The organism is Commensalibacter melissae, from assembly GCF_009734185.1.
GTDB classification, from domain to species: domain Bacteria; phylum Pseudomonadota; class Alphaproteobacteria; order Acetobacterales; family Acetobacteraceae; genus Commensalibacter; species Commensalibacter melissae.
In genome coordinates this window covers 1,012,966-1,036,491 of the sequence record NZ_CP046393.1, presented here as the reverse complement: position 1 = coordinate 1,036,491, position 23,526 = coordinate 1,012,966, and the positions used below count along the sequence as shown (strand labels likewise).

General features: G+C 35.5%; 20 protein-coding genes. 16 read left to right on the top strand and 4 right to left on the bottom strand.

What is annotated here, in order from left to right; genetic code table 11:
- Positions 1–22: 22 nt before the first annotated feature.
- Positions 23–808, bottom strand: a complete 786-nt coding sequence (locus GN303_RS04540; protein ID WP_231503998.1) for an inositol monophosphatase family protein — start codon at positions 806–808, stop codon at positions 23–25.
- A 211-nt stretch (positions 809–1,019) separates the two neighbouring features.
- Positions 1,020–1,517 (bottom strand): c-type cytochrome, encoded by a 498-nt coding sequence (locus tag GN303_RS04535; RefSeq protein WP_110437998.1) that lies wholly within the window; start codon positions 1,515–1,517, stop codon positions 1,020–1,022.
- Between the two features lie 123 nt (positions 1,518–1,640).
- Here GN303_RS04535 and GN303_RS04530 point away from each other — a divergent pair, with 123 nt between their 5' ends.
- The 6 genes from GN303_RS04530 to GN303_RS04505 all read left to right on the top strand — a co-directional run bounded on the left by GN303_RS04530 (position 1,641) and on the right by GN303_RS04505 (position 8,509).
- The gene (locus GN303_RS04530; protein WP_110437997.1) at positions 1,641–2,372 is read left to right on the top strand and encodes a 3-deoxy-manno-octulosonate cytidylyltransferase; all 732 of its coding nucleotides are present in this window, start codon (positions 1,641–1,643) and stop codon (positions 2,370–2,372) included.
- Positions 2,373–2,384: 12 nt separating this feature from the next.
- Positions 2,385–3,224, top strand: coding sequence for a prephenate dehydratase (locus GN303_RS04525; RefSeq protein WP_110437996.1), 840 nt, complete (start codon positions 2,385–2,387; stop codon positions 3,222–3,224).
- A gap of 82 nt (positions 3,225–3,306) precedes the next feature.
- Positions 3,307–4,194, top strand: a complete 888-nt coding sequence (dapA, locus tag GN303_RS04520; RefSeq protein WP_110437995.1) for a 4-hydroxy-tetrahydrodipicolinate synthase — start codon at positions 3,307–3,309, stop codon at positions 4,192–4,194.
- A complete protein-coding gene (gene smpB, locus GN303_RS04515) occupies positions 4,195–4,677 on the top strand; it encodes an SsrA-binding protein SmpB (protein WP_110437994.1) in 483 nt (160 codons plus the stop codon).
- A 190-nt stretch (positions 4,678–4,867) separates the two neighbouring features.
- Positions 4,868–6,094, top strand: a complete 1,227-nt coding sequence (locus GN303_RS04510) for an acetate/propionate family kinase (RefSeq protein ID WP_110437993.1) — start codon at positions 4,868–4,870, stop codon at positions 6,092–6,094.
- A 60-nt stretch (positions 6,095–6,154) separates the two neighbouring features.
- A complete protein-coding gene (locus tag GN303_RS04505) occupies positions 6,155–8,509 on the top strand; it encodes a phosphoketolase family protein (RefSeq protein WP_110437992.1) in 2,355 nt (784 codons plus the stop codon).
- A gap of 58 nt (positions 8,510–8,567) precedes the next feature.
- Here the strand turns inward: GN303_RS04505 and GN303_RS04500 are convergent, their stop codons facing one another.
- Positions 8,568–8,930, bottom strand: coding sequence for a hypothetical protein (locus GN303_RS04500; protein WP_110437991.1), 363 nt, complete (start codon positions 8,928–8,930; stop codon positions 8,568–8,570).
- Between the two features lie 285 nt (positions 8,931–9,215).
- Between GN303_RS04500 and GN303_RS04495 the strand changes: the two genes are divergently transcribed.
- From GN303_RS04495 to GN303_RS04475, 5 genes are all read left to right on the top strand, one after another.
- Positions 9,216–9,476 carry a hypothetical protein gene (locus GN303_RS04495; protein WP_110438584.1) on the top strand — a complete coding sequence of 87 codons (261 nt, stop codon included), beginning with the start codon at positions 9,216–9,218 and terminating at the stop codon, positions 9,474–9,476.
- 31 nt (positions 9,477–9,507) lie between these two features.
- Positions 9,508–10,860 (top strand): replication-associated recombination protein A, encoded by a 1,353-nt coding sequence (locus tag GN303_RS04490; protein WP_110437990.1) that lies wholly within the window; start codon positions 9,508–9,510, stop codon positions 10,858–10,860.
- Positions 10,861–10,865: 5 nt separating this feature from the next.
- Positions 10,866–11,852, top strand: a complete 987-nt coding sequence (locus tag GN303_RS04485; protein WP_110437989.1) for an RluA family pseudouridine synthase — start codon at positions 10,866–10,868, stop codon at positions 11,850–11,852.
- A 114-nt stretch (positions 11,853–11,966) separates the two neighbouring features.
- The gene (locus GN303_RS04480; RefSeq protein WP_110437988.1) at positions 11,967–14,123 is read left to right on the top strand and encodes an AsmA family protein; all 2,157 of its coding nucleotides are present in this window, start codon (positions 11,967–11,969) and stop codon (positions 14,121–14,123) included.
- A 29-nt stretch (positions 14,124–14,152) separates the two neighbouring features.
- Entirely contained in the window at positions 14,153–14,878 is a 726-nt protein-coding gene (locus tag GN303_RS04475; RefSeq protein ID WP_110437987.1) for an ATP12 family chaperone protein, read from the top strand.
- A 57-nt stretch (positions 14,879–14,935) separates the two neighbouring features.
- Here GN303_RS04475 and GN303_RS04470 read toward each other — a convergent pair whose 3' ends face one another.
- The gene (locus GN303_RS04470; protein WP_110437986.1) at positions 14,936–16,105 is read right to left on the bottom strand and encodes a bifunctional 2-C-methyl-D-erythritol 4-phosphate cytidylyltransferase/2-C-methyl-D-erythritol 2,4-cyclodiphosphate synthase; all 1,170 of its coding nucleotides are present in this window, start codon (positions 16,103–16,105) and stop codon (positions 14,936–14,938) included.
- Between the two features lie 132 nt (positions 16,106–16,237).
- Here GN303_RS04470 and dusB point away from each other — a divergent pair, with 132 nt between their 5' ends.
- Genes dusB through ntrX form a run of 5 tightly spaced genes read left to right on the top strand, consistent with a single transcriptional unit; the run spans position 16,238 to position 23,486 of the window.
- Entirely contained in the window at positions 16,238–17,281 is a 1,044-nt protein-coding gene (gene dusB, locus GN303_RS04465) for a tRNA dihydrouridine synthase DusB (RefSeq protein WP_110437985.1), read from the top strand.
- A 5-nt stretch (positions 17,282–17,286) separates the two neighbouring features.
- Entirely contained in the window at positions 17,287–18,390 is a 1,104-nt protein-coding gene (locus GN303_RS04460; protein WP_146206638.1) for a two-component system sensor histidine kinase NtrB, read from the top strand.
- A 17-nt stretch (positions 18,391–18,407) separates the two neighbouring features.
- Complete coding sequence (locus GN303_RS04455; RefSeq protein ID WP_110437983.1) at positions 18,408–19,868, top strand: sigma 54-interacting transcriptional regulator; 1,461 nt, start codon at positions 18,408–18,410, stop codon at positions 19,866–19,868.
- Entirely contained in the window at positions 19,838–22,084 is a 2,247-nt protein-coding gene (locus tag GN303_RS04450; protein WP_110437982.1) for a sensor histidine kinase NtrY-like, read from the top strand. Before GN303_RS04455 ends, GN303_RS04450 begins: the two co-directional genes overlap by 31 nt.
- Positions 22,074–23,486: a nitrogen assimilation response regulator NtrX gene (ntrX, locus tag GN303_RS04445; protein ID WP_110437981.1), complete on the top strand. Its 1,413-nt coding sequence runs from the start codon at positions 22,074–22,076 to the stop codon at positions 23,484–23,486. The genes GN303_RS04450 and ntrX overlap by 11 nt, the downstream gene beginning before the upstream one ends.
- Positions 23,487–23,526 lie beyond the last annotated feature (40 nt).

Below are 23,526 nucleotides of genomic sequence, written 5' to 3'. Positions count from 1 at the left end.
TTTTCTCTTTAATATATAGAAACTAAAAATTTAAAATTTTGATAACGTCCTGTTTTAAGCCTGGATCACCCAAAGCTAGCACAGATTTATTATTGTTTTGAAGAGATAGGGAATTTCCATTCCAGTCGGTTATTGATCCTCCGGCTCCTTTTATGATTGGAACCAAGGCCGCCCAATCCCAAATTTTATTGCCATATTCAATTATGATGTCAATTTGACCCAATGCCAATAAACCATACGCGTAACAATCTCCACCCCAGCTCATTCTCTTGATTTTTTGGCATAATGATTTCCAACGGGTGTTTGGAGAATGATCAAGGATTTCAGGTGCAGTGCAAGAACCTTCGGCTATGGAAAGGTCAATACATTTTCTTGTACCTATATGACCACCAAATTCAGAAATAAATTGGCTTTCATACCCATCAAGACCGATCCAGCGCTCTTTGAGTATCGGTTGGTCAATGATTCCCAATACAGGATTACCCTCATACAATAAGGCGATTAATATTCCAAATAAGGGACGGCCTGTTATAAAAGCCCTGGTTCCATCAATTGGATCTATAACCCATTGAAATTTGGAATTTATATTATCTGATCCATATTCCTCTCCAATAATTCCAAAATCGGGTGTTTCTTGTTTTAGGATTTGTCGGATTGTTTGTTCGGCTTCACGATCGGCTTTTGTTACAGGGGATTCATCATATTTGTCATCTGCATGAATTGAATGTCTAAAATAGGGACGAATAACTTTTTGTGCCTCTTGAAGGGCATGTTCAGCAATCTGAAGATAAGAATTTAAATTCTTCACTATATTTTCCTGATTAGACAATTAGGTGATAAGGGTAAAAAAATTAATTGATTTATAATTTTAACATTAAAATTGTTGAAGCATAAAGATTATAAAACCTATTGTTTGAAATCAATAAAATTTAAAATATTATAATTTTTCAAAAATTATTTTTTGGGTTAAGCATAGTTAAATTTATTACATATGCAAATGGTTCTTTATTTTAGTTTTTTTATTTTTGTCCTGATGGAGGATTATTGTCTGTCAGAGAATTCAGATATGCAATAACATCCGCCCGATCCTTATTTGATGAAAGACCACCATAAGCCATTAGAGTAGCGGGAGCAAAAGCGAGTGGTTTGGCAAGCCATTTATTTAGATTTTCCACTGTCCAGTATTCGTTTTCATGAATTTTAAGCGAGGAAGAGTAATTAAAGTTTGGACTGGAGGCAATTTTTTTATTTTTGATATTAAAAAGTGAAGGCCCTATTTTATCAGGTTCACCCTGTCTGAAACTGTGGCATACTCCGCATTGTTGTGAGGCAATGATTTTTCCTTTTCCTATATCGGCGGTTTTGAGATCAATGGTTTCTTGATTTTCACTAGCATATACTGATGATGTAAGCGGTGAGTATGGAATCATGATCTTGCTTATCAACCAGCTACCAAACAATATTCCACAGGATATGACACAAGCTGCAGCTATACGGTTCCAGTCAAAACTATCCATTTTATTTTTCTTTGGTTTCTTGAATAACAACTATGATTATTAAATTGATTATAGAATAAAAGCTTATTATTAATAATACAACATAAAGAAAAACTGATATATATATTTTATAGAGAATTGTTGATGAAGCCTGCTTTAATCCTTATTCCAACACGATTGGCCTCAACTCGACTGCCACGAAAACCCCTGGTTGATATCGGTGGAAAACCTATGATAGTCAGGGTGATGGAACAGGCTTTAAAAACGAAAATCGGACCAGTGGTTGTAGCTTCAGGTGACAGGGAAATTTCGGAGATTGTCAGGGAGAACGGGGGCAGGGTAATTGATACGGATCCAAATCTTTTATCTGGTTCAGACCGAATTTATCAGGCGCTATTTTTACTGCGGGAATATGATCACATTGATACGATTATCAATGTTCAGGGCGATTTACCCCTCATTGATCCATCAGATATTTGTAAATCACTGATACCGCTGAAATATTCTGGAATAGATATCGGAACCTTAATAGCTCCCGTGAAAAATGAATTTGAAAAGACGGCTTTTTCCGTAGTAAAGGTGGCTTGCAGTTTTAGTGAGGATTTATTATTTGCGAAGGCTCTGTATTTTTCTCGTGCAACAATTCCATGGGGAAAGGGTCCATTATGGCACCATGTCGGTATTTATGCATATACGCGAAAATCTCTTAACCGTTTTATAAACTTGCCTCAATCTTTACTTGAGAAACGAGAAAAACTCGAGCAATTGAGAGCTTTGGAAGCTGGAATGAATATTGGTTGTGCTGTAATAGATGAAGCGCCATTGGGAATTGATACACCAGACGATCTTGAACGGATAAGAAAACGAATTATTTAATAGGATTATTTTATGACTGCCAAAATTATTGCCTTTCAGGGTCGACCAGGTGCCTATTCGGATATGGCCTGTCGTTCGGCAAGGCGGGGATGGGTAACGTTACCTTGTGAAAATTTTATTGAAACGATAAAAGCTGTGCAGTCTGGAAAGGCTGAACAAGCCATGTTGCCATGCGAAAATAATTTAGTTGGAAGAGTGCCTGATATTCATAATCTTTTGCCTTCTTCGGGACTTTTTATTGTTGGTGAGCATTTCCAAAGGATTGAACATTGTCTAATAGGTATCAAGAATGCAAAAATTTCTGATATCAAAAGGGTTCACACACATCCGATGGCAATGGGGCAGGTTTCGGAAATAATCAATGATTTGTCGCTTGAACGGATAACAGAATTTGATACCGCAGGTGCTGCTGAAATTATAGCAAAAATGAATAACAGGGAAGATGCGGCAATCGCATCGGAACTTGCGGCAGAATTAAATGGGCTGGATGTATTACGTTACAATGTTGAAAATGAAAATTATAATACAACCCGCTTTTATATCGTTTCACGTGAGAAGAAAATTCCAACGCAACGTGAAAACATGATGACGACTGTTTTATTTAAAACGAAAAATATTCCATCCGCTCTTTACAAGGCATTGGGAGGTTTTGCGACAAATAATGTAAATATGACACGTTTGGAAAGCTGTATGGATAAAGGGGGGTTTGTTGCAACCAAATTTTTGGTTGATGTGGAAGGACATGTTCACAATGACCCGTTAAATCAAGCCTTGAATGAACTGAAATTTTATTCAGATGATTATGTTCTTTTGGGGGTGTATCCTGCTTCACAATATCGTCAGAGTGTATAGTCCATATATAATTTTATAAAAATTTGATACACTTATTCAATATATAATTGAATATCAATGATTGATAAGGAATAATGACAACATGAGTATATGGTTTGAAGGTTCAATCACGGCATTAATTACCCCGATGAAACAGGATGGTTCATTGGATATTCCAACTTTTGAAAAATTTGTGGATTGGCAGATCCAGGAGGGGACTTCTGTACTGGCTCCCGTTGGTACAACAGGGGAAAGTCCAACTTTATCTCATGAAGAACATCGGAAAATTGTTGAAGTGGCGGTTAAGGTTGCAAATGGTAGAGTTCCAGTTTTGGCAGGAGCCGGATCAAATAGTACATCTGAAGCTATTGAAATGGTTAAATTTGCAAAAGAAATTGGAGCGACAGCTGCTTTGGTCGTAACACCTTATTATAACAAACCAACCCAGGAAGGATTGTATTGTCATTATATGTCAATTGTAGAGGCGACGGAATTTCCTGTTTATATCTATAATATACCAGCCCGCTCAGTAATTGACATGTCTGTGGAGACTATGGCAAGACTTGCAGAAAATCCCTATATTGTTGGTGTCAAAGATGCGACGGCTAATCTTGTCCGACCCATTCAGGTAAGACGGGCGGTTAAAAAGAATTTTAACCAGTTGTCGGGGGAAGATGGTACCGCGATTTCATTTTTGGCCGCTGGTGGTGATGGTTGTATCAGTGTGACGGCTAATATTGCACCAAAATTATGTGCAGAAATGCAACAGGCCTGGAAGGATGGTCATATTGCCAATGCAATGGTTATGCAGGATCGTTTGTCTGTTTTACATGATGCCCTTTTTATTGAGAGCAATCCAGGCCCCGTTAAATTTGCAGCGTCCGTTTTGGGGTTGGCAGGAGAGACTTGCCGTTTACCGCTTGCGCCTGTTGCGGAGAAAACGCGGATTAGGGTTAAAGAGGCTTTGGAAAAAGTGGGATTATTAGGTTAAATGGCGGAAAAAAAGAAAAATTCTCTAATCTCTTTTGGAAACGTGGCAAAAAACCGTAAAGCCACGTTCAACTATTCCATTGTTGATAAGGTGGAAGCGGGTTTAATGTTAAAGGGTCCGGAAGTAAAAAGTTTGCGTTTAGGACGGGCCACGATTAACGAGGCTCATGCAGGGGAAAGGGAAGGGGAAATATGGCTTTTCAATAGCTACATTCCTGAATATCAGGGCGGATTTTTTTCAAAATTTGATCCACGCGCCCCCAGGAAACTGTTACTTCATAAAAAACAAATTTTTAAATTGCTAGGGGCTATAAGTAGGAATGGTATGACATTGGTTCCACTGGATATTTTTTTTAACAGCCGGGGGATAGCCAAGGTAACACTGGGTCTAGGTCAGGGTAAGAAAAAAGCGGATAAACGTCAGGCAATAGCTGATCGTGACTGGAAACGTGATCAGGCAAGATTATTAAGGAATAAATTTTAACATTATCCTTTTGACAAAAAAAGAATTACGATTAATCATTAAGTATGTGAAAGGCTGAAGAGAAACTGAATATAAATTTATGAATTAATTGATTTATCCACAATTATTTATGCTATTGATTGATTAAAACAGTTTTTTAACTTTATGCTTTTCTAGATATATAGGTTATTTTTCTAGAAGGGTTTCGTGTATGGCATCGGTCGTATTAATCATTAATGCGGGTTCATCAAGTCTAAAATTTTCTCTGTATCGGAGTCAGAATAATTCAGATTTTGAATTATATTCCAAAGGATTACTAGAGGGGATTGGATCAGGACCCCATTTGAAAATAACCGATCGTCAAGATAAAATCATTCATGAAAAAAATTGGACAAATGGCCGATATGCAAAACTTGATGTCAGGGATGAATTGTTGGATCAGGTCTTGAAATGGCTTTTCGATTTTATAAAAAAAGATAGAATTCTGGCAATCGGTCATCGTGTGGTTCATGGTGGGATGAAATATTATCGTCCTGTTGTTATTGATCAAAAAATTTACAGTTATCTGGATTCATTAACACCATTTGTACCCTTGCATCAACCAGCCAGCCTTGCTCCCATGAAAGTCATAATGGATAAATATCCGGATATTACTCAGGTTGCTTGTTTTGATACCGCTTTTCATGCCACAATGCCAGATAAAGCTAAACGCTTTGCCCTTCCAAGAAAATATTATGATAGTGGATTGAGACGTTATGGGTTTCACGGTCTTTCCTATCATTATATCGTGCATTATTTGCAAAAAAATAAATCCCCTCTGATTAAGGGTAAAATAGTTGTGGCGCATCTTGGAAATGGTTCAAGCGTTGCGGCTATAAATAAAGGAAAATCTATTGATACGTCCATGAGTTTTACGCCCTTGGACGGTTTGGTGATGGGTACACGTACTGGACAGATCGATCCAAATGTCGTCTTATATATGACTCGTGAAGAAAAAAGGTCTCCCGATGAAATTGAGGATATAATCTGGAAACAATCTGGTTTGTTAGGTGTATCCGAGGTTTCAAGTGATATGCGAGGTCTTATTCATGAAATTGCCCAAAATGGACCAAAATCGAAATTTGCCAAACAGGCACTGGATTTGTTTATTTATAAACTGATTGGAGAAATAGGTCGGCTAATTGTTTGTCTAAAAGGGATTGACGGATTGATTTTTACAGCTGGTATCGGTGCACATGCTACATATGTCCGGTCTGTAGTCTGTCAGACTTTGTCCTGGCTAGGGATTGAAATCGATGAACAGGCAAATAAAGATGGAAATGAATTGATCAGTACTTCAGAAAGCAATATCAAGGTATATACAATCCCGACCAATGAGGAGTTCATCATATTGAAAGAAATACAACAGCTTTTATTAAATTCGAAACAGCGTGCATGAATCCGGGGTTTTAATAACTCTTATTGAGTTTAACAATAGCTATTTATCAAGGAGTAAAAAATGACTGATAAAAAGCTTTTATCTGAACATGAAGTGGACTTATATAATAAATGGTGGCATGCCGCCAATTATCTATCCATTGGACAGATCTATCTAATGGATAACCCTTTATTGAGGGAACCATTGAAACTGGAACATACCAAACCACGATTGCTTGGACATTGGGGAACAACCCCGGGCCTCAATTTCATTTATCTTCATCTGAACCGTATTATCAGAGAACGAGATAACGATATTCTTTTTATAGCTGGGCCAGGTCATGGAGCTCCTGGGGTTGTGGCGTCAACCTATCTTGAAGGGACTTATACAGAACTTTTTCCCGAGATTACACAGGATGAAGTGGGAATGCAGAAATTGTTCAAACAATTTTCCTTTCCCGGCGGCATTCCAAGCCATACAGGTGCACCAACACCAGGATCCATTCATGAGGGTGGAGAACTTGGATATTCGCTTTCACATGCATATGGGGCAATATTTGATAATCCTGATCTGACCGTTGCATGTGTTATAGGTGATGGTGAGGCAGAAACAGGACCCTTGGCAACATCATGGCACAGTAATAAATTTGTTAATCCAAAAACAGATGGTGCTGTCTTACCCATTCTTCATTTGAATGGCTATAAAATTGCAAACCCGACTATATTGGCACGTATATCCCATCAGGAATTAATCAATTTAATCAAGGGGTACGGCTACGATCCAATTTTTGTTGAAGACAATGATCCAGATTCAATGCATCAGAAAATGGCTTCAGCCATGAATACTGCATTCAATCGTATTCATCGAATTCAACAGAATGCACGCAAAAATAATGATACCGGTCGTCCATTATGGCCAGCCATTATTTTTAAAAGCCCAAAAGGTTGGACATGTCCGAAAACCATTGATGGAGAAAAAGTGGAGGATTATTGGCGTGCACATCAGATTCCTTTTGGGGATTTGAGCAATCCAAAACATCTGAAATTATTAGAACAATGGATGAAATCCTATCATCCTGATGCATTATTTGATGAAAAAGGGGCAATATTTCCTGAAATTGCAGAATTGGCACCCAAGGGAGATAAACGTATGAGCGCCAATCCCAATGGGAATGGCGGGTTGCTCAGACGACCCTTGAAGTTACCTGATTATCGACAATATGCAGTAAAAATGACGAAACATGGTCATGTAATTGCTGAATCAACCAGGATAATGGGAGAGTTTTTAAGAGATGTCATTAGAAATAATCCTGAAAAATTTTTGCTTCTTTCCCCTGATGAAAATAATTCAAATCGTTTGAATAAGGTATTTGAAGTAACCGATCGGGTCTGGAATGCCGAAATATATGATTTCGATGATCATTTGGCCCATAAGGGACAAGTGATGGAAATTTTAAGTGAACATACGGTTGAGGGTTGGCTTGAAGGATATTTATTGACTGGAAGACATGGATTGTTTTCCTGTTACGAGGCTTTTATCCATATTGTCGACTCAATGGTTAATCAATTTGCAAAGTGGTTGGACGAGGCGAGCAAGGTGGAATGGCGGCGGCCAATTTCGTCTTTAAATATCCTTTTGACTTCTCATGTTTGGCGGCAGGATCATAATGGGTTCAGTCATCAAGATCCCGGTTTCATAGATCATGTTGTTTCGAAAAAACCTAAAATGAGCAGGATTTATTTGCCACCAGATGCTAATACCCTGTTGCTGGTTACGAGTCACTGTTTAAAAAGTTCGGACCGTATCAATGTTATTGTTGCCGGCAAGCAACCAGAGCCCCAGTGGCTTACCATGGATGAGGCAATTAAACATTGTTATAAAGGCCTTGGCATTTGGGAATGGGCCAGTAACGATAAAGGAACAGAACCCGATGTCATTGTGGCATGCGCTGGTGATGTACCAACGCTTGAAGCATTGGCGGCGACCAAAATTCTTAACGAATATGTACCAGATCTCAAAATTCGTTTTATCAATGTTGTTGACCTGATGACTCTTATGACAGATGATCAGCATCCACATGGATTATCAAATCAAGAATTTGATGCCTTATTTACAATCAACAAACCAGTTATCTTTGCTTATCATGGTTTTCCAAGATTAATTCACTCGCTTATTTATAAACGAAGTAATGCAAGAAATTTTCATGTTCATGGTTTCAGAGAAGAAGGAACAACCACAACACCTTTTGATATGGTTGTATTGAACAATCTTGATCGTTATCACTTGGTATCAAACATCATGAACAGGGTTGATCGTTACAAATCAAAAATAGCTTATATAGATCAGTTTGTGAGAGACAAACTTGTTGAGCATGAATTATATATTCGCCAATATGGTGAAGATATGCCAGAAATCAAAAACTGGCGTTGGAAATAAAAAAATTGTATATATATATATATATATATATTGATTTGGTTTTTCAGCGTATGGATTGTTAATCTGAAAGTTTTCTACATTCCATGCGTATGGAAATGGGAACTTGGTGACTGCATATATTTCTCGCGTCTACTTTGCAAAATTCCAATGCATTGTTGTATAGGGATCTTAATATTTTACTGTTAACATCCCTGTCATTGTCAAACTTGTCATTGGCTTTTTGTTTTTTCAATTCATGTATATCTTTTAAGGTTTCAATACATGAGGGACTTATTGTTGTTGATTGGGTTCGTAAAATTTTGAAAATAGGTTGTAATTGTTCATATGAAAAACTGATTGATTTTTCATCACTTGATTGTCCATAAACAGTCAAGGGAAATAGGGTGATTATAAAAGTTAAAAATCTTGTTCTATTTTTCAATTTAGTCTCTAGTTAAGGCTTGATTTCATAATTCCAAAGTTTATGTTATCCAACTGTTAAAGTTAGATAAAAACCTTTATATTATATATGTTTATAACATAAATGATATATTTATACAGTTTTTTAGCATATTATCCTATAATAACACACAAACTATTCCTCAAGTTTATCCCCCAAATTGTGGATAACTTTATGTCGGATAAAAATCAATCCTTGGATAGAAAATTATAATATTCAATCATAAAGTTAATAAAAATAGTATTAAAGAACATGAATGGAAAGAAAATGGTAAATTTAAGAATAAATAATATCAAACACTGTTTTTGTATCGGTATCTGTTTAGTTTCATCCGCGCTGTTTCTTAATGGATGTTCAGGAACAGCTGAAACACCAGTTCCAGCAGGAACACAATCATCTGTTGGTTATGGATCTGTTTGCAAGGCAGGAATTTATAGCTGTCATACTCCATATCAAGTTCCTCTGGGTTCTCCATGCAGTTGTCCTGGTGTGGGAGCGCCCTCCTACGGTAATGTTCACGCGAAATAAATAAAATTAACAAGGTAATTCGGAATTCCTCATGACCTTTTCCTCATCAAAGAATGACAAGGATCTTTTTGCCTCTGATCACACCTTTTTAAGTGAGAATTCTAATAAGAAGTCAATAATTGACAATAAGGTTCCTTTGGCTGATCAATTGCGGCCAATGGAATTGGAGGAGGTTGTCGGACAAAATCATTTGGTTGGTAAAAAAGGCATTATTACCCGTATGATAAATCATGGTACATTATCAAGTTTGATTTTGTGGGGTTATCCTGGAACAGGGAAGACGACGATTGCCCGGATTATTTCCCAGTATACAAATTTGAGATTTGTTCAAATATCCGCAATTTTTTCCGGGGTGACAGAATTAAAAAAAATTTTTGATGAGGCAAGAAAATATAGACAACAAACCGGTAAGGGTACCCTATTATTTGTGGATGAAATTCACCGTTTCAACCGTACTCAACAAGACAGTTTTTTACCCGTTGTTGAAGATGGAACTATTATTCTGATAGGGGCGACCACTGAAAATCCATCTTTCGTGTTAAATGGTGCTTTGTTATCCCGTTGCCAATTGATGGTATTGAAACGTCTTGATGAAGAAGCGTTGAAACAACTCATTAAGCGTGTTGAAATTAATACTGAAAAGAAATTGCCTCTTACGGATAAAGCCTTACATGTTCTTATTGCCATGGCAGATGGAGATGGTCGCTATCTCTTGAATATGATAGAACAATTAATCAAACAAAATTTTGATCATAAAATTGATGAAAATGCGTTAAATGAATTACTAAGCCAAAAAGCAGTATTGTATGATAAGGATAGGGATGGGCATTATAATTTGATTTCAGCCCTGCATAAATCACTTCGAGGTTCGGATCCCGATGCTGCCTTGTACTGGTTCGCTAGAATGTTGGAAGGTGGAGAGGATCCAAGATATATTGCAAGAAGATTGACCCGTTTTGCATCGGAAGATATTGGATTAGCCTCACCTAATGCTCAAATACTGGCAATTTCAGCTTGGGAGAGTTATGAACGGTTAGGATCACCTGAAGGGGAAATCGCATTGGCTGAACTGGTAGTTTACTTGGCAACAGCACCAAAATCCAATGCTATTTATAAAGCCTTTAACAAAGCGAGAGCGGTTGCAAAAAAAACGGGAAGCTTGATGCCTCCCGCCCATATATTGAACGCGCCAACCAAAATGATGAAAGAACTTGGTTATGGCAAGGGATATCAGTATGATCATGATACAGAAGAGGGATTTTCTGGACAAAACTATTTTCCTGATCGTATGAAACGTGAACAGTTTTATTTTCCCACACATCGGGGAACAGAAGAGATCATTTCAAAACGTCTTGAACAGTGGAATAAACTTAGAAATAAATAGATTATATGAAAATTTTAAATATTACGGTTAAAGATGAAGATGGTGAAGTGCGTCTTGATCGTTGGGTAAAAAGAAATTATCCTCAATTTACGCAGGGCATGATTCAAAAATTGTGCAGAACTGGTCAAATAAGGGTTGATAAAAAAAGAATTCAAGCATCTACACATTTGAATACTGGAAATGTTGTTCGGCTTCCTCTTGTTGAAAAAGATGTTCTATTATCAAAAAAAAATCATGACATGGATTCCCATTTTTCAAAAAAAGTTAAAAGCTGGATTATTTATGAAGATAGCGATTTATTTGTTATAAATAAACCGTCCGGTATTGCTGTTCAGGGGGGTAGTAATGTAAGATTTCATATTGACGGAATGCTCGAAGCATTGAGGGAAAATAGTAACTATCGTCCCTGTTTGGTTCATCGTTTGGATAAAGATACTTCCGGTATATTATTGATTGCTCGTCATCCAGCTGCTGCAGCAAAACTAACTGCTGCGTTCAGAGGCAGGGCAGTAAAAAAAATATACTGGGCCATTACAACAGGTCGTCCCGTTTCATCAAGTGGTAGGGTGACGCTACCATTATTGAAAGTTGAACGTCCGGGCGAATCATATGTCGTTGTTTCAGAAGAAAATAAAAATGCGCAAAAAGCTGTAACGGAATATATGGTTAAAGATTATGCTGCCAGGAAATTTGCCTGGGTCGAATTATATCCCCTTACTGGACGCATGCATCAACTTCGTGTTCATTGTTTGGCCATGAACTGTCCTATATTGGGGGATAGAAAATATAATCAAGTGAATGGCTCACTTGAAGGTTTTCCAGAATTACTACATCTTCATGCCCGCGCAATAATCATTCCTCATCCCCAGGGTGGATATCTGGAGGTTGAAGTTGAATTGTCATCCCATATGAAAGAAACATTTAAGAGATTGGGATTTGATATGCCATCCGGTAATTGTGTCAAATTAATAAAAGATAAGAAATGTAACTGAAAATATTTCATTTGAAAAATTAGTTTTGTTTTATGATTGCATAAAAAAACCATCATGTTATTTCTGATTAGTTTATATTTTTAACTTACCATTATTAAATGAATCCAAAGATTAATGATGCTAAAAAAGAAAAAGATATTTATTGGTGTTTTGGGAGCTTCTGTATTATTGATAGCGGGAAGTAATCTTGCAATCAATTATATGATTGACCGGCAAAAAATTAATGATCAATTATCAGAAATAATTGAAAAAAAAACAGGACGAAAAGTCCATTTAAATCATTTGTCTCTACAATTGGTTCCCTGGCCTGAAATCAAAGCATCAGATATTGCTTTGGCAAATATAAAAGATGGCAAGGCTGATTATTTCATTCATGCAGGGAAATTTTCAGCGAAAATTAATTTATTGTCTTTATTAAAAAAAAATATCAATATTCATGCATTGGAACTTTCAAATGTAAAATTAAATTTGGAAGAAAATCAAGACGGCGTAAAAAACTGGGAATTTCATCCCTATAAAAAATCATATATTCCGTCTGAAAAAAATAAGAAAAAAAATAAGAAAAAATGGTCAGTTAATTTCAGGACAATCAATTTCAGTCATGTTCAGACATGTTACGATAATTTTAAAAATAATAAACATGCCCATTTTCTTTTGAAAACTGTCGATATTGATCAGTTTGAAGGGAATAAGATACGTTTTGAAATTAATGGACATAATCATCAAGCGAATTTTTCATTATCTGGACGTATCAATCATGCGGATGCTTTGCTATTGCATAGAAATGTAGTTTCTTCATCTCCTGTTAAATTTCAAATGGTTTTAACAGAGTATTTTCAAAATCAAAATGTCGGAAATATACATGTCAATGGAACTGTAAAAGATTCTATCAATTTGAAAAATTTCTCAATATCGGCAAGAGGCGCGATTCTAAACTTGCAGAACCTTAATTTGTTATTCCCACATGCCAATTTACCATTGGTTGAAAATATTACCTTCAATACGCTATTTGAAGATGTTGATACAGAAACGGAGAAAAATTCAAAACCAAAAATAAAACTGTTACAATTAAATATGGGTTATATTCCAATTAGGGAATCATACAAAGATTTCGATTTGACGAATGTACAAATCTTAGCCAATCAGTTTAATGAAAATATAAATATCCAGTTTAAGGGAAAAGTGAATGATAATATATTCAGTTGGGCTGGCGATTTGGGAACATTGAATAATTTTCAACAAATATTGTTTTCAGATAATCTCAAGGAAATACCCATAAAGGGAAATTTATCATCAGATAATTATTCAGCACAGATTCACGGGACAGTGGGAGGAAAAAATCCATCTCTCAAAATAAAATTAAATGCATTAAAAATTGACCATCAATCTTCTAAAAATGGTTTTGTTGAAGCACATGATATATTTTATAATGGTAAAATATATTTGCCTTTTAGAGTTGACATTCAGTCAATCAATCATATTCGTGATGAAATTTTGCACAATTTGGGTGCAGAAGGTAATATAAACGGTAAAAATCTTCAATTTAATCAATATAATTTTAATAATTTTTCAGGATATTTTAATTGGAATAACAATCAGTTAAAAATTAACAATGCACAGTTCATTAATAAACAAAATCATCTTAATCTTGATATCGCCTATAATCATAACAATGATGATCAAAAATTGTATGTTACGATCCATCCATCCGTTATTCCGATGGAGTGGCTGGAACAAAGATATAAGTTGGCAGAATTGTATAGTGGTCCTATTGAAGTGACTGGAAATATTTCAGCTAAAGGTTCAAATTATGATCAGTGGATTCATTCAATGGTTGGACGCGTTGGAATGGCCGGAATTGGAGGAATCGTCAAGGCTGAAGGATTAAGACATTATCTAGGTAAAGCGGCTGATACTTTGCCATTGAAAAAGAATCTTTCAACGCAATGTTTGGCAGTACATTTTAACCTGAAAAATGATCAATTATATTTTGATACATTTACACTTCAGGCTAAAAAATTTGCCCTGAATGGAACAGGGTATTATTCTATACCCGCTCATCAAATTGATTTTCATATTGTTCCCGATATCTCATTGGGTTCATTCAGTGCCTCCGTGCCAATCATTATTAAAGGCAATCTTGACAAACCGATTATAAACTTTGAAAAAAATAAAGATAAGGTTTTTACCCTAAGTATTAATACGATAAAAAAAATGCTTGAACGCACCGATTATTGTTCAGATTCCTTATCAAAAGCTAGAGCACAATAATTATAAATACCTGATATTGGAAAAATTATATGAACAAACCATTAAAATTGCGCCGTTTTTGGGATAAGGCAACTTATATCAAAGATGATGATGGTTTTAGGATATATCTTGATAAACAATTATTACGTCTTCCTCAGAAATCGATACTAACAGTATCTAACGAAACGCTAGCAAAAAGAATAGTAGATGAATGGCAAAATGCCGGTTGTAAAAAAGGAGATATTTTTTCATTTGATACTTTACCCATTACGCGAATAATCAGTACTCTTATTGAAAAAATCAAACCTGATCGTAAGAAATATATTGATGTCCTTCTTCCCTATGTAAATGGTGAATTGCTTTGCTATCGTGCGGAAAAACCTAAACAATTAGTAAATAAACAAAATCAGCTATGGCAACCTATTTTGCAATGGATTGAAGAGTTTTTACATATAACCTTTAGGGTGACAAAAGGGGTTATGCCTATTGTACAGGATAAACAAACAATCAATAAGATAAAAACATATATTATGAGGCTTTCTGATGAAGAATTGACTTTTTTTGCTGTAATTATACCATTATTGGGAAGTTTTGTATTATCAATTGCCATTTTTGAAAGAAAGTTATCAGCACAAGAAGGATTTGAGTATGCTTATCTGGATGAACATATTCAATCTCAAATTTGGGGTTATGATGCAGAACAACAACAAAGATTAAACCTTATACAGAAAGAAATCAATGAATGTGTAGATTATCTTGAATATGTTAATAATTGAGGTTTAAATAAATTGATTATCAAACCTCAAAAAATATATTGAAAGTTAAATTTTAGACTAAGTTTCCTCTTCTGGCATAAGCAAACATATTACCGCTTGACAGGCAATACCTTCCTGGCGGCCTGTAAATCCCAATTTTTCGGTAGTTGTCGCTTTAACGGATATAGCTGAAAGTTTGAGTTGCAACAATTCTGAGATTTTTTGCCTCATTGAATCGATATACGGACGCATTTTCGGTTTTTCACAAATCAGGGTAATATCCAGATTACTTATTTTACCACCACGTTCTATTATGCGTTTTCCGGCATGAATAATAAATTTTTGGCTATCCGCATTTTTCCATTGAGGATCAGAGGGAGGAAAATGACTGCCGATATCCCCTTCAGCCAAAGCACCATAGATAGCATCACATAAAGCATGTAGAGCAACATCGGCATCTGAATGGCCTGCCAATCCATGTTCATAGGGTATATTAATACCGCACAGGATCAATGGACGATCTTTTTCAAAAGCATGCACGTCAAAACCGGAACCTATTCTCGGAATTATTACTTTAGACATAAGGCATTCCAATCGTTTCAAATCATTTTTGTAGGTTAATTTAATATTGTTTTCATCACCCATGACCAACATAACGGGTAATCCCGCCTGTTCAAAAAGCGCTGCATCGTCTGTTGCTCCTTTGGAGAATGAACCGCGATGAATTTTAAGTAATTGGCGAAAATTAAATCCTTGAGGTGTTTGTGCACGATATAAATCATCTCTCGAAATTGTATTCTCAATAATATTTTGTTTAGATTTTTTAAGTGTTTCAGCAACGGGAATGGCGGGAATAGCTGCAGGATATTGTTTAAGAGCGTCAATTACCTTTGTAATAATCTCAGATGATATATTCGGTCTTGCTCCATCATGTATTAGAACAACATCAGGCTGTTCAGGTTCGGGAAGTTTTGCCAATGCCTCCAGACCGGCCTTTACACTATCCTGTCGTTCTTCCCCCCCTTGAATGATTGGTAAAATCTTATTATTTTTTAGATCATTTAAAACTGGAGACAACAATGAGGCATCACCTACGGGCTGTACAAGATCAACATGAGGTAAAAATGCTTTGGCAGCATGAAAGATGACAGGATGACCCAGCAATTGAACATACTGTTTTGGTAACGTTCCATTTTGATTGAACCGTTTACCTGAACCGGCAGATAGAAGAATAAGAGCGATGCGCATAATAACTGAATTGTATAAAAAAAGATATTTTTGTTAAACTATAATTAAAGTAAAAGACTTTATTAATCATGTTTTAAATAATAAATCAATTGTGATAAATTTTACGAAATCAAATTGAAAATAATACCGATAATGATTATAGATACTGCTGAAGACATTCCTGATTTAAAACCAATTTGCCTTGCTGAGGATAAAATAATCAACTATCCTGTTATTCTGGCACCTATGGCAGGAGTGACAGATTTTCCATTCAGACAATTGGTCAAGAAATTCGGTGCGGGCCTGGTTGTTTCCGAAATGATAGCCTCATGGGCCATGATTCGTGAAAACAAGACAACGTTGCAAATGGCTGAACCTATTACAAAGGGCTTGAACTCTACCCAATTAGCTGGTTCAGATCCTCAAGCCATGGCTGAGGCGGCACGAATCGCTGTTGATAAAGGCGCTGATATTATTGATATTAATTTTGGCTGCCCCGTCAAGAAAGTGGCTGTGGGTCAACAAGCTGGCTCAGCCCTGATGAAGGATGAATTAAAAGCATCAATTATATTGAAAGCAGTGGTTAAAGCTGTTGATGTTCCGGTTACGCTTAAAATGCGTATGGGATGGGATCATCAATCCCTAAATGCCCCGCAATTGGCCAGAATTGCTGAAGAATGTGGGATTAAAATGATTACAGTGCATGGCAGAACACGACAGCAATTATATAAGGGGAAAGCAGATTGGTCTTTTGTGAAGTATGTTAAGGAAGCTGTTAAAATTCCAGTAATCGTTAACGGTGATATTGTTGATTTCAATACTTCTGTGATTGCTTTGCAACAATCAAAGGCTGACGGAATTATGATTGGACGGGGTGTTTACGGAAAACCCTGGCTTTTATCCAAGATTATCCATTACCTGCAATGCAAGGATATTCCAGCACCTATAACCTTGCAGGAAGAAAAAGAGATCATTCTATCTCATTATGATTCCATGTTAACCTATTATGGGGAGTATTCTGGATTAAGATTAGCCCGTAAACATTTATCATGGTATTGTGCGGGCTTACCTGATTCTGCTTCATTCAGAGCATCAATTAATAAAATGGACAACGCTAGGGATGTAATCTATGCAATTAACGAATTCTATGATTTCCATAGTGATGAATTTTTAATAAGGCATGAATTTGTTAATTGAAATTTATGATGAGCAAAAATATTCATGTTTTTACAGATAGTAATGAGATAATTGAGGCTTTACCTTTTCCATTGGTGATTATCAATCATTTCGGAAAAATTGTTTATCTGAATCATCAGGCAGAATTGTTGTTGAATATTTCCAGAAAATCTGCCCATTGTTGTGAATTGAATAATTTTTTACTGGAAAATATATCTTTTTCAACATTGTTTTCGCAAGTAAAAGAAAATAGACGTGTTGTTACGCAATACGGAATGAAATTAAGATTGAAAAACGGTAATAATAAAGAATTTTTTCTTTCTCTGGCCCCAGTTGAAAATAATGATGATCTATATATCGTTACATTTCATGATCATTTCTTGCTCAATATGATCAGGAATTCACGGGAAACAACTGATTTCAATCAAATTGAAAAAAATCTGGCACTCATGCTTTCGCATGAAATAAAAAATCCATTATCAGGCATTCGTGGTGCGGCACAATTGCTGCAACAAACTGTTGCAAATAAAGATAAAAAGCTAACCGGCTTAATTTGTACAGAAGTTGAGCGGATAAGTAATATGCTTGATAGATATATTGTTGAAACGCATAAACATATCAAATATTCGAAGTTGAATATTCATGCTATTTTGAATCATGTTATTCAAATCGCAAAAAATGGTTTTGCTAAAGATATCAGAATCAATGCATTATACGATCCATCTCTACCTTTAATAATGGGCGATAAAGATGCATTAATACAATTATTTCTTAATCTTATCAAAAATGCTTCAGAAGCATTGCAAAATTTTGATAATCAAGATGAAATAAGTATAATAACCAAATATCAATCAGATTTGTTGATAAAAGAGGCGTGTCATCACTATAATTTTTTACCATTATTGATTGTTATTCGAGATACTGGAGCAGGTATATCTGAAAAAATAAAAGATCATCTTTTTAATCCATTTATTAGTGACAAGGAAAATGGATTGGGAATCGGATTAGCTTTATGTAAAAAAATTGTTCAAAATCATGGAGGTATAATTGATGTTGAACGAAATAAGAAATTCACTGATTTTAAAATATTTCTTCCCATCAAACAATCCAAAGCAAACCTGAGATATTAAGTTGTAATTAATTAAAAATGGTTATAAAAAAATCAACAATCTTAATTCTGGATGATGACACTTCGATTAGAACAGTTTTAAGTCAGGCCTTTACACGACTAGATTATAATGTAATGGCAACGACAAAAGTTGAATTGGGATTGGATTGGGTTAAAAAAAATAAAGTTGATCTTGTCATAACAGATATAATGATGCCTGATATAAATGGTTTTGATGTTATTGACAGGATTAAATCATTTAATATTGACATACCTATTATTGCTATAAGTGCATTATCAACACTTTCAACGGCATTAGAGGTTGAAAGAAAGAATATTTTTGAATATTTCCCAAAACCATTTGACCTTAATAAGTTAATTGCAACGGTACGAAAAGCATTAAAATCCTTAAAAGTCAATTTTTACAATTTTGATGGAATTATTCATGAAGAAAATTTACCCTTAATTGGTCAGTCAACAGCGATGCAGGAATTGTATCGTATGATCGCTAGGTTAATTCGATCTGATTTGACTGTTCTTATCACGGGAGAAAGCGGAACAGGTAAAGATCTCGTTGCAAAAGTTTTACACAATTATGGTAATGGAAAAAACAATTTATTTATAACGATAAATTTGGCTATTTTACAAGATGATGATATTGAAAATGAGCTTTTGAAATATACTCCTTTTATTCATGAAAATAAAAAAGAAATAAATAATCTGGAGAAAAACTATAAAGGTACATTATTTTTGGATGAAATAAGTGAGTTATCACTATCTGCCCAATTTCATCTATTGAAATTTCTTGAAAAAAATTTTTGTTTTTCAACGAATAATTCAAACACAAAAAATTACCGTATCATAGCGACGTCAAAAAACAATCTATTTGAGTTGGTTAAAACCGGGCATTTCAGAGAAGATCTCTTTTATTGTTTAAATATTGCACCAATATATCTTCCCCCTTTAAGGGAGAGAACTGAGGATATACCTTTACTTATCCAACATTTTTTAAAAAATGATCAAAATATTATAAATTTTTCTAACGAGACTATGGATTATTTTTTGACTTATAGTTGGCCAGGAAATATTCGTGAATTAAAAAATATCATAACTCGTCTATTGATTCTATATCCCTATGAAACAATCGAGGTTGATTTTGTAAAAAAGATTTTAAATGATTCTTCCATGATTGATAAATCATTCAAGTTAGACAGTTTAAAGCCTTTGTCAAAACTGATTGAAGGTCATCTAAATCGTTACTTTATTGAAAATAAAGGTCAACCAATTTCAAATTTACATGAAAAAATTATAATGGAAGTTGAGCGACCCTTGATTGAAATGGCTCTTGTGGAAGCTGAGGGCAATCAAATAAAAACGGCTTCGATGCTGGGAATAAATCGAAATACGTTACGTAAAAAAATGAAAATGTTTAATCTTCTTGAATTGAGTAAAAAACATAAAGGCTCAACATGTCTGGAAAAATCTATAAGCAGAAAGTGAATAAGGTTACTGAAAAATTTTCTAATAGAAAAGCCACTATTTTCTTGGTTGTGCTAGCCTTGATTTTTACAATCATCACTTTTGTTATTCTTTCAGGTGGAATTGTTACATCTCATAAATCATCGGTACAATTTATTATTTTAAGTATTAACGGATTAGTTCTTGTTTTATTGATACTAGCTTTATTCTTTTGTATATTTCGTTTGATTTTCGAACATAGACGAAGATTGGTTGGTTCAAAAATACATATCAAGCTAATTGTGTTATTTAGTATTATTGCCATTGTTCCAACCATTTTGGTTGGAATTTTTGCGACAATTTTATTTCATTTTGGCATTCAAAACTGGTTTAATAACAGGGTAAGCACAGCGCTTAACGAGGCTTTGCTGGCTTCAAAAGGTTATTTACAGGAACATAATGACAATATACGCACTGAAGCCTTTTCTTTGGCCAATTATATACAAGGTATTCAAAACAATTACGCTCAAGCAGGTCAGGATCTATATGATGATGGTAATAGCCTCGATCAGATTCTTGATTCTCAAGCAACATTAAGAGGATTAAACGCTGCCTTTGTCTACAACTCTTTTACCCAAAAAATAATTGCGTCGGGTGGTTTATTCAATAATACATCATACGCCAAACAATTACCTCGATCAGCGACCTTGATGTCGCATAATGATGTGGCAATTTTGGATTCACCTGATGAGGAAACAGTTCGTGCTGCCATTCCTATTAACGATACTCCGCCGCTCGTTTTATTGATTATAAGGCCTGTTGATCCGGTTATTCTTAATCATATGCATAAAACTGAAAAAGTTGTTATGCAGTATAATGATTTAAACAACAAAAGTTCAAAAATTCAGGTGATGTTTGTAATTATATTTGCATTGATTGCATTGCTTGTTGTTTTGGTGGCCATTTTGATAGGCCTTTTTATTGCCAACCAAATTGCTCGTCCTGTCGGGTTATTGACGTTAGCTGCACAAAAGATCAGTAAAGGTAACCTCAATGTTAGGGTACCTGAATATGGTAAGGATGATGAAATAACCGATTTGGCACGTGCCTTTAATCAAATGACCAATCAACTTTCTTTCCAGCATAAAGAACTTATAGAGGCCAATCAGCAAATTGATGAACGCAGACGCTTCACCGAAGCGGTTTTATCCGGTGTTTCCAGTGGAGTGATTGGGTTGGACAAGCAAGCAATAATTGAATTGCCTAATCGATCAGCAAATCAACTTCTATCTATTGATTTAATGAATTATATAGGACATAAAATTACGGATGTTGTACCAGAATTCTCTCCCTTGCTATCAATTATTTCCGAAGAAAGAGATACTATCAATAACAATCATAAATTAATTCAAAAGGAAATTCAAATCAAAACCTCTGCTGGGAGTAGAATGTTGCTTGCTCAGATTGGGCCAGAAATCAGGGGAAATGAAATTGAGGGATTTGTAATTACCTTTGATGATATAACGGATTTACAAGCGGCGCAGAGAAAAGCCGCCTGGGCAGATATCGCCCGTCGAATTGCGCACGAAATCAAAAACCCTTTAACACCTATCCAACTTTCTGCAGAACGACTTCGAAGACGTTTTCTTAAAGAGATATCCAAAGATCAGGATATATATAATCAGTGTATTGATACAATTGTACGTCACGTTGGTGATATAGGTAGAATGGTGGATGAGTTTTCATCTTTTGCTCGACTTCCCCAACCTGTTATCAAAACAAACGAAGTGACACGCATTATTAGGGAAACATTATTTCTTCAGCAGAATGCACATTGTGAAATAAGATATCATACGGATTTGCCCAATGACAAAATTGAAATGAATTGTGATGCGCGATTGATAAGTCAGGCTCTCACTAACTTGTTTCAAAATGCATCAGATGCTATAAATATGGAAAATGAAAAAAGTAACGGTCATGAAAATTACATAGGAAATATTTGGGTTACATTAGAGTTAAATAAGAATACTATTATCATTTCAGTAAAAGATGATGGAATTGGTCTTCCACAGGAGGACAGGTTAAGGTTAACTGAACCTTATGTAACCCATAAACCTAAGGGAACAGGATTAGGTCTCGCTATTGTAAAAAAAATTATGGAAGAACATAATGGGACATTGCAGTTAAAAGATCGGATCGAAGGTCGGGGAACAATATCAATTTTGACTTTTCAAATACGAGGACAATATGACGCATGAAATTTTAATCGTCGATGATGAGCCAGATATTAGACTACTCATTGAGGGAATTTTACAAGATGAGGGGTATGAAACTCGACTTGCCGGGGATGCGGATTCAGCGATTAAGGCCTTTCATGCAAGAAGACCATCTTTAGTCATTCTTGATATATGGTTGCAAGGGTCAAAAATGGATGGTTTGGAAATTCTTAAACTCATACAAAATGAAAAACCTGCTGTTCCCACTATCATGATATCAGGTCATGGAACAATAGAAACTGCTGTTTCCGCACTTCAACATGGTGCATATGATTTTATTGAAAAACCCTTCAAAACAGATCATCTACTAGTAGTAGTCCGTCGTGCTCTGGAAGCTGCAAAATTGGCAAGGGAAAATGAAGAATTACGTTTCCGAAGTGGATACGAAGTTAAATTAAATGGACAAAGTCAAACTATCAATTCTGTCAAAAGTCAAATTGAGCGTGTTGCGCCAACGAATTCTCGAGTTCTAATATATGGTGCGCCAGGTACGGGAAAAGAAGTGGCTGCTCGAGCTATACATAAATTATCTAAAAGAGCAGAGGGACCTTTTTTTGTATTAAATTGCGCAACCCTTTCCCCAACAAGATTTGAAGAAGAATTGTTTGGTATTGAGGGTAATACACAAAATAATTTGCAAAGACGTACCGGTGTTCTTGAAAAGGCTCATGGAGGTACGCTGGTGTTAGATGAGGTTGCTGACATGCCTCTTGAAACACAGGGAAAGATTGTTCGAGCATTACAGGATCAAACATTTCAACGTGTTGGCGGTTCCAGCCGCGTTAAGGTTGATGTGAGAGTTATTGCCATTACGAATAGGGATTTAAACCAGGAAATTGCCAATGGCAGATTCCGCAAGGATTTATATTATCGTCTTGCAGTTGTGCCTTTGAAGATTCCAAGCTTGAAGGAAAGAAGAGAAGATATACCTGAACTAGCAACTTTCTTTTTGAAGCATTATTCTGAATTAACCGGAGTGCCAGTTATTGAATTATCAGCAGATGCTCTAACAACCTTACAGACTTATGAATGGCCAGGAAACGTACGTGAATTACGCAATTTAATGGAACGGCTTTTAATCATGATGCCTGGAAATGTTAATGAAGCCATCCGTACTGATATGTTGCCATCAAATGTCGGTCAAAACGCACCGGGTTTATTGAAAATCGATACACAAACTGATATCATCAGTCTTCCATTAAGAGAGGCTCGTGATATTTTTGAAACGCAATATTTACAAGCTCAATTAATGCGGTTTGGTGGCAATATCAGTCGGACTGCTGGTTTTGTTGGAATGGAACGAAGTGCTTTACACAGAAAATTGAAACAGTTAGGAGTTACCGGATCAGAAGAAAGAAATAATAATAATAATATAAATAATTAAACTGTTAATATATGCAAGTTTCAATTTCATAAAGTGATTG

What these genes read in the sequence shown, in the direction of transcription:
- smpB (WP_110437994.1), top strand. Translation starts at nt 4,195, where the DNA reads ATGGCGGAAAAAAAGAAAAATTCTCTAATCTCTTTTGGAAACGTGGCA.
- GN303_RS04495 (WP_110438584.1), top strand. Translation starts at nt 9,216, where the DNA reads ATGGTAAATTTAAGAATAAATAATATCAAACACTGTTTTTGTATCGGT.
- GN303_RS04485 (WP_110437989.1), top strand. Translation starts at nt 10,866, where the DNA reads ATGAAAATTTTAAATATTACGGTTAAAGATGAAGATGGTGAAGTGCGT.
- GN303_RS04510 (WP_110437993.1), top strand. Translation starts at nt 4,868, where the DNA reads ATGGCATCGGTCGTATTAATCATTAATGCGGGTTCATCAAGTCTAAAA.
- GN303_RS04525 (WP_110437996.1), top strand. Translation starts at nt 2,385, where the DNA reads ATGACTGCCAAAATTATTGCCTTTCAGGGTCGACCAGGTGCCTATTCG.
- GN303_RS04480 (WP_110437988.1), top strand. Translation starts at nt 11,967, where the DNA reads ATGATGCTAAAAAAGAAAAAGATATTTATTGGTGTTTTGGGAGCTTCT.
- GN303_RS04450 (WP_110437982.1), top strand. Translation starts at nt 19,838, where the DNA reads ATGTCTGGAAAAATCTATAAGCAGAAAGTGAATAAGGTTACTGAAAAA.
- dusB (WP_110437985.1), top strand. Translation starts at nt 16,238, where the DNA reads ATGATTATAGATACTGCTGAAGACATTCCTGATTTAAAACCAATTTGC.
- GN303_RS04535 (WP_110437998.1), bottom strand. Translation starts at nt 1,517, where the DNA reads ATGGATAGTTTTGACTGGAACCGTATAGCTGCAGCTTGTGTCATATCC.
- GN303_RS04490 (WP_110437990.1), top strand. Translation starts at nt 9,508, where the DNA reads ATGACCTTTTCCTCATCAAAGAATGACAAGGATCTTTTTGCCTCTGAT.
- GN303_RS04455 (WP_110437983.1), top strand. Translation starts at nt 18,408, where the DNA reads ATGGTTATAAAAAAATCAACAATCTTAATTCTGGATGATGACACTTCG.
- GN303_RS04460 (WP_146206638.1), top strand. Translation starts at nt 17,287, where the DNA reads ATGATGAGCAAAAATATTCATGTTTTTACAGATAGTAATGAGATAATT.
- GN303_RS04470 (WP_110437986.1), bottom strand. Translation starts at nt 16,105, where the DNA reads ATGCGCATCGCTCTTATTCTTCTATCTGCCGGTTCAGGTAAACGGTTC.
- ntrX (WP_110437981.1), top strand. Translation starts at nt 22,074, where the DNA reads ATGACGCATGAAATTTTAATCGTCGATGATGAGCCAGATATTAGACTA.
- dapA (WP_110437995.1), top strand. Translation starts at nt 3,307, where the DNA reads ATGAGTATATGGTTTGAAGGTTCAATCACGGCATTAATTACCCCGATG.
- GN303_RS04530 (WP_110437997.1), top strand. Translation starts at nt 1,641, where the DNA reads ATGAAGCCTGCTTTAATCCTTATTCCAACACGATTGGCCTCAACTCGA.
- GN303_RS04505 (WP_110437992.1), top strand. Translation starts at nt 6,155, where the DNA reads ATGACTGATAAAAAGCTTTTATCTGAACATGAAGTGGACTTATATAAT.
- GN303_RS04475 (WP_110437987.1), top strand. Translation starts at nt 14,153, where the DNA reads ATGAACAAACCATTAAAATTGCGCCGTTTTTGGGATAAGGCAACTTAT.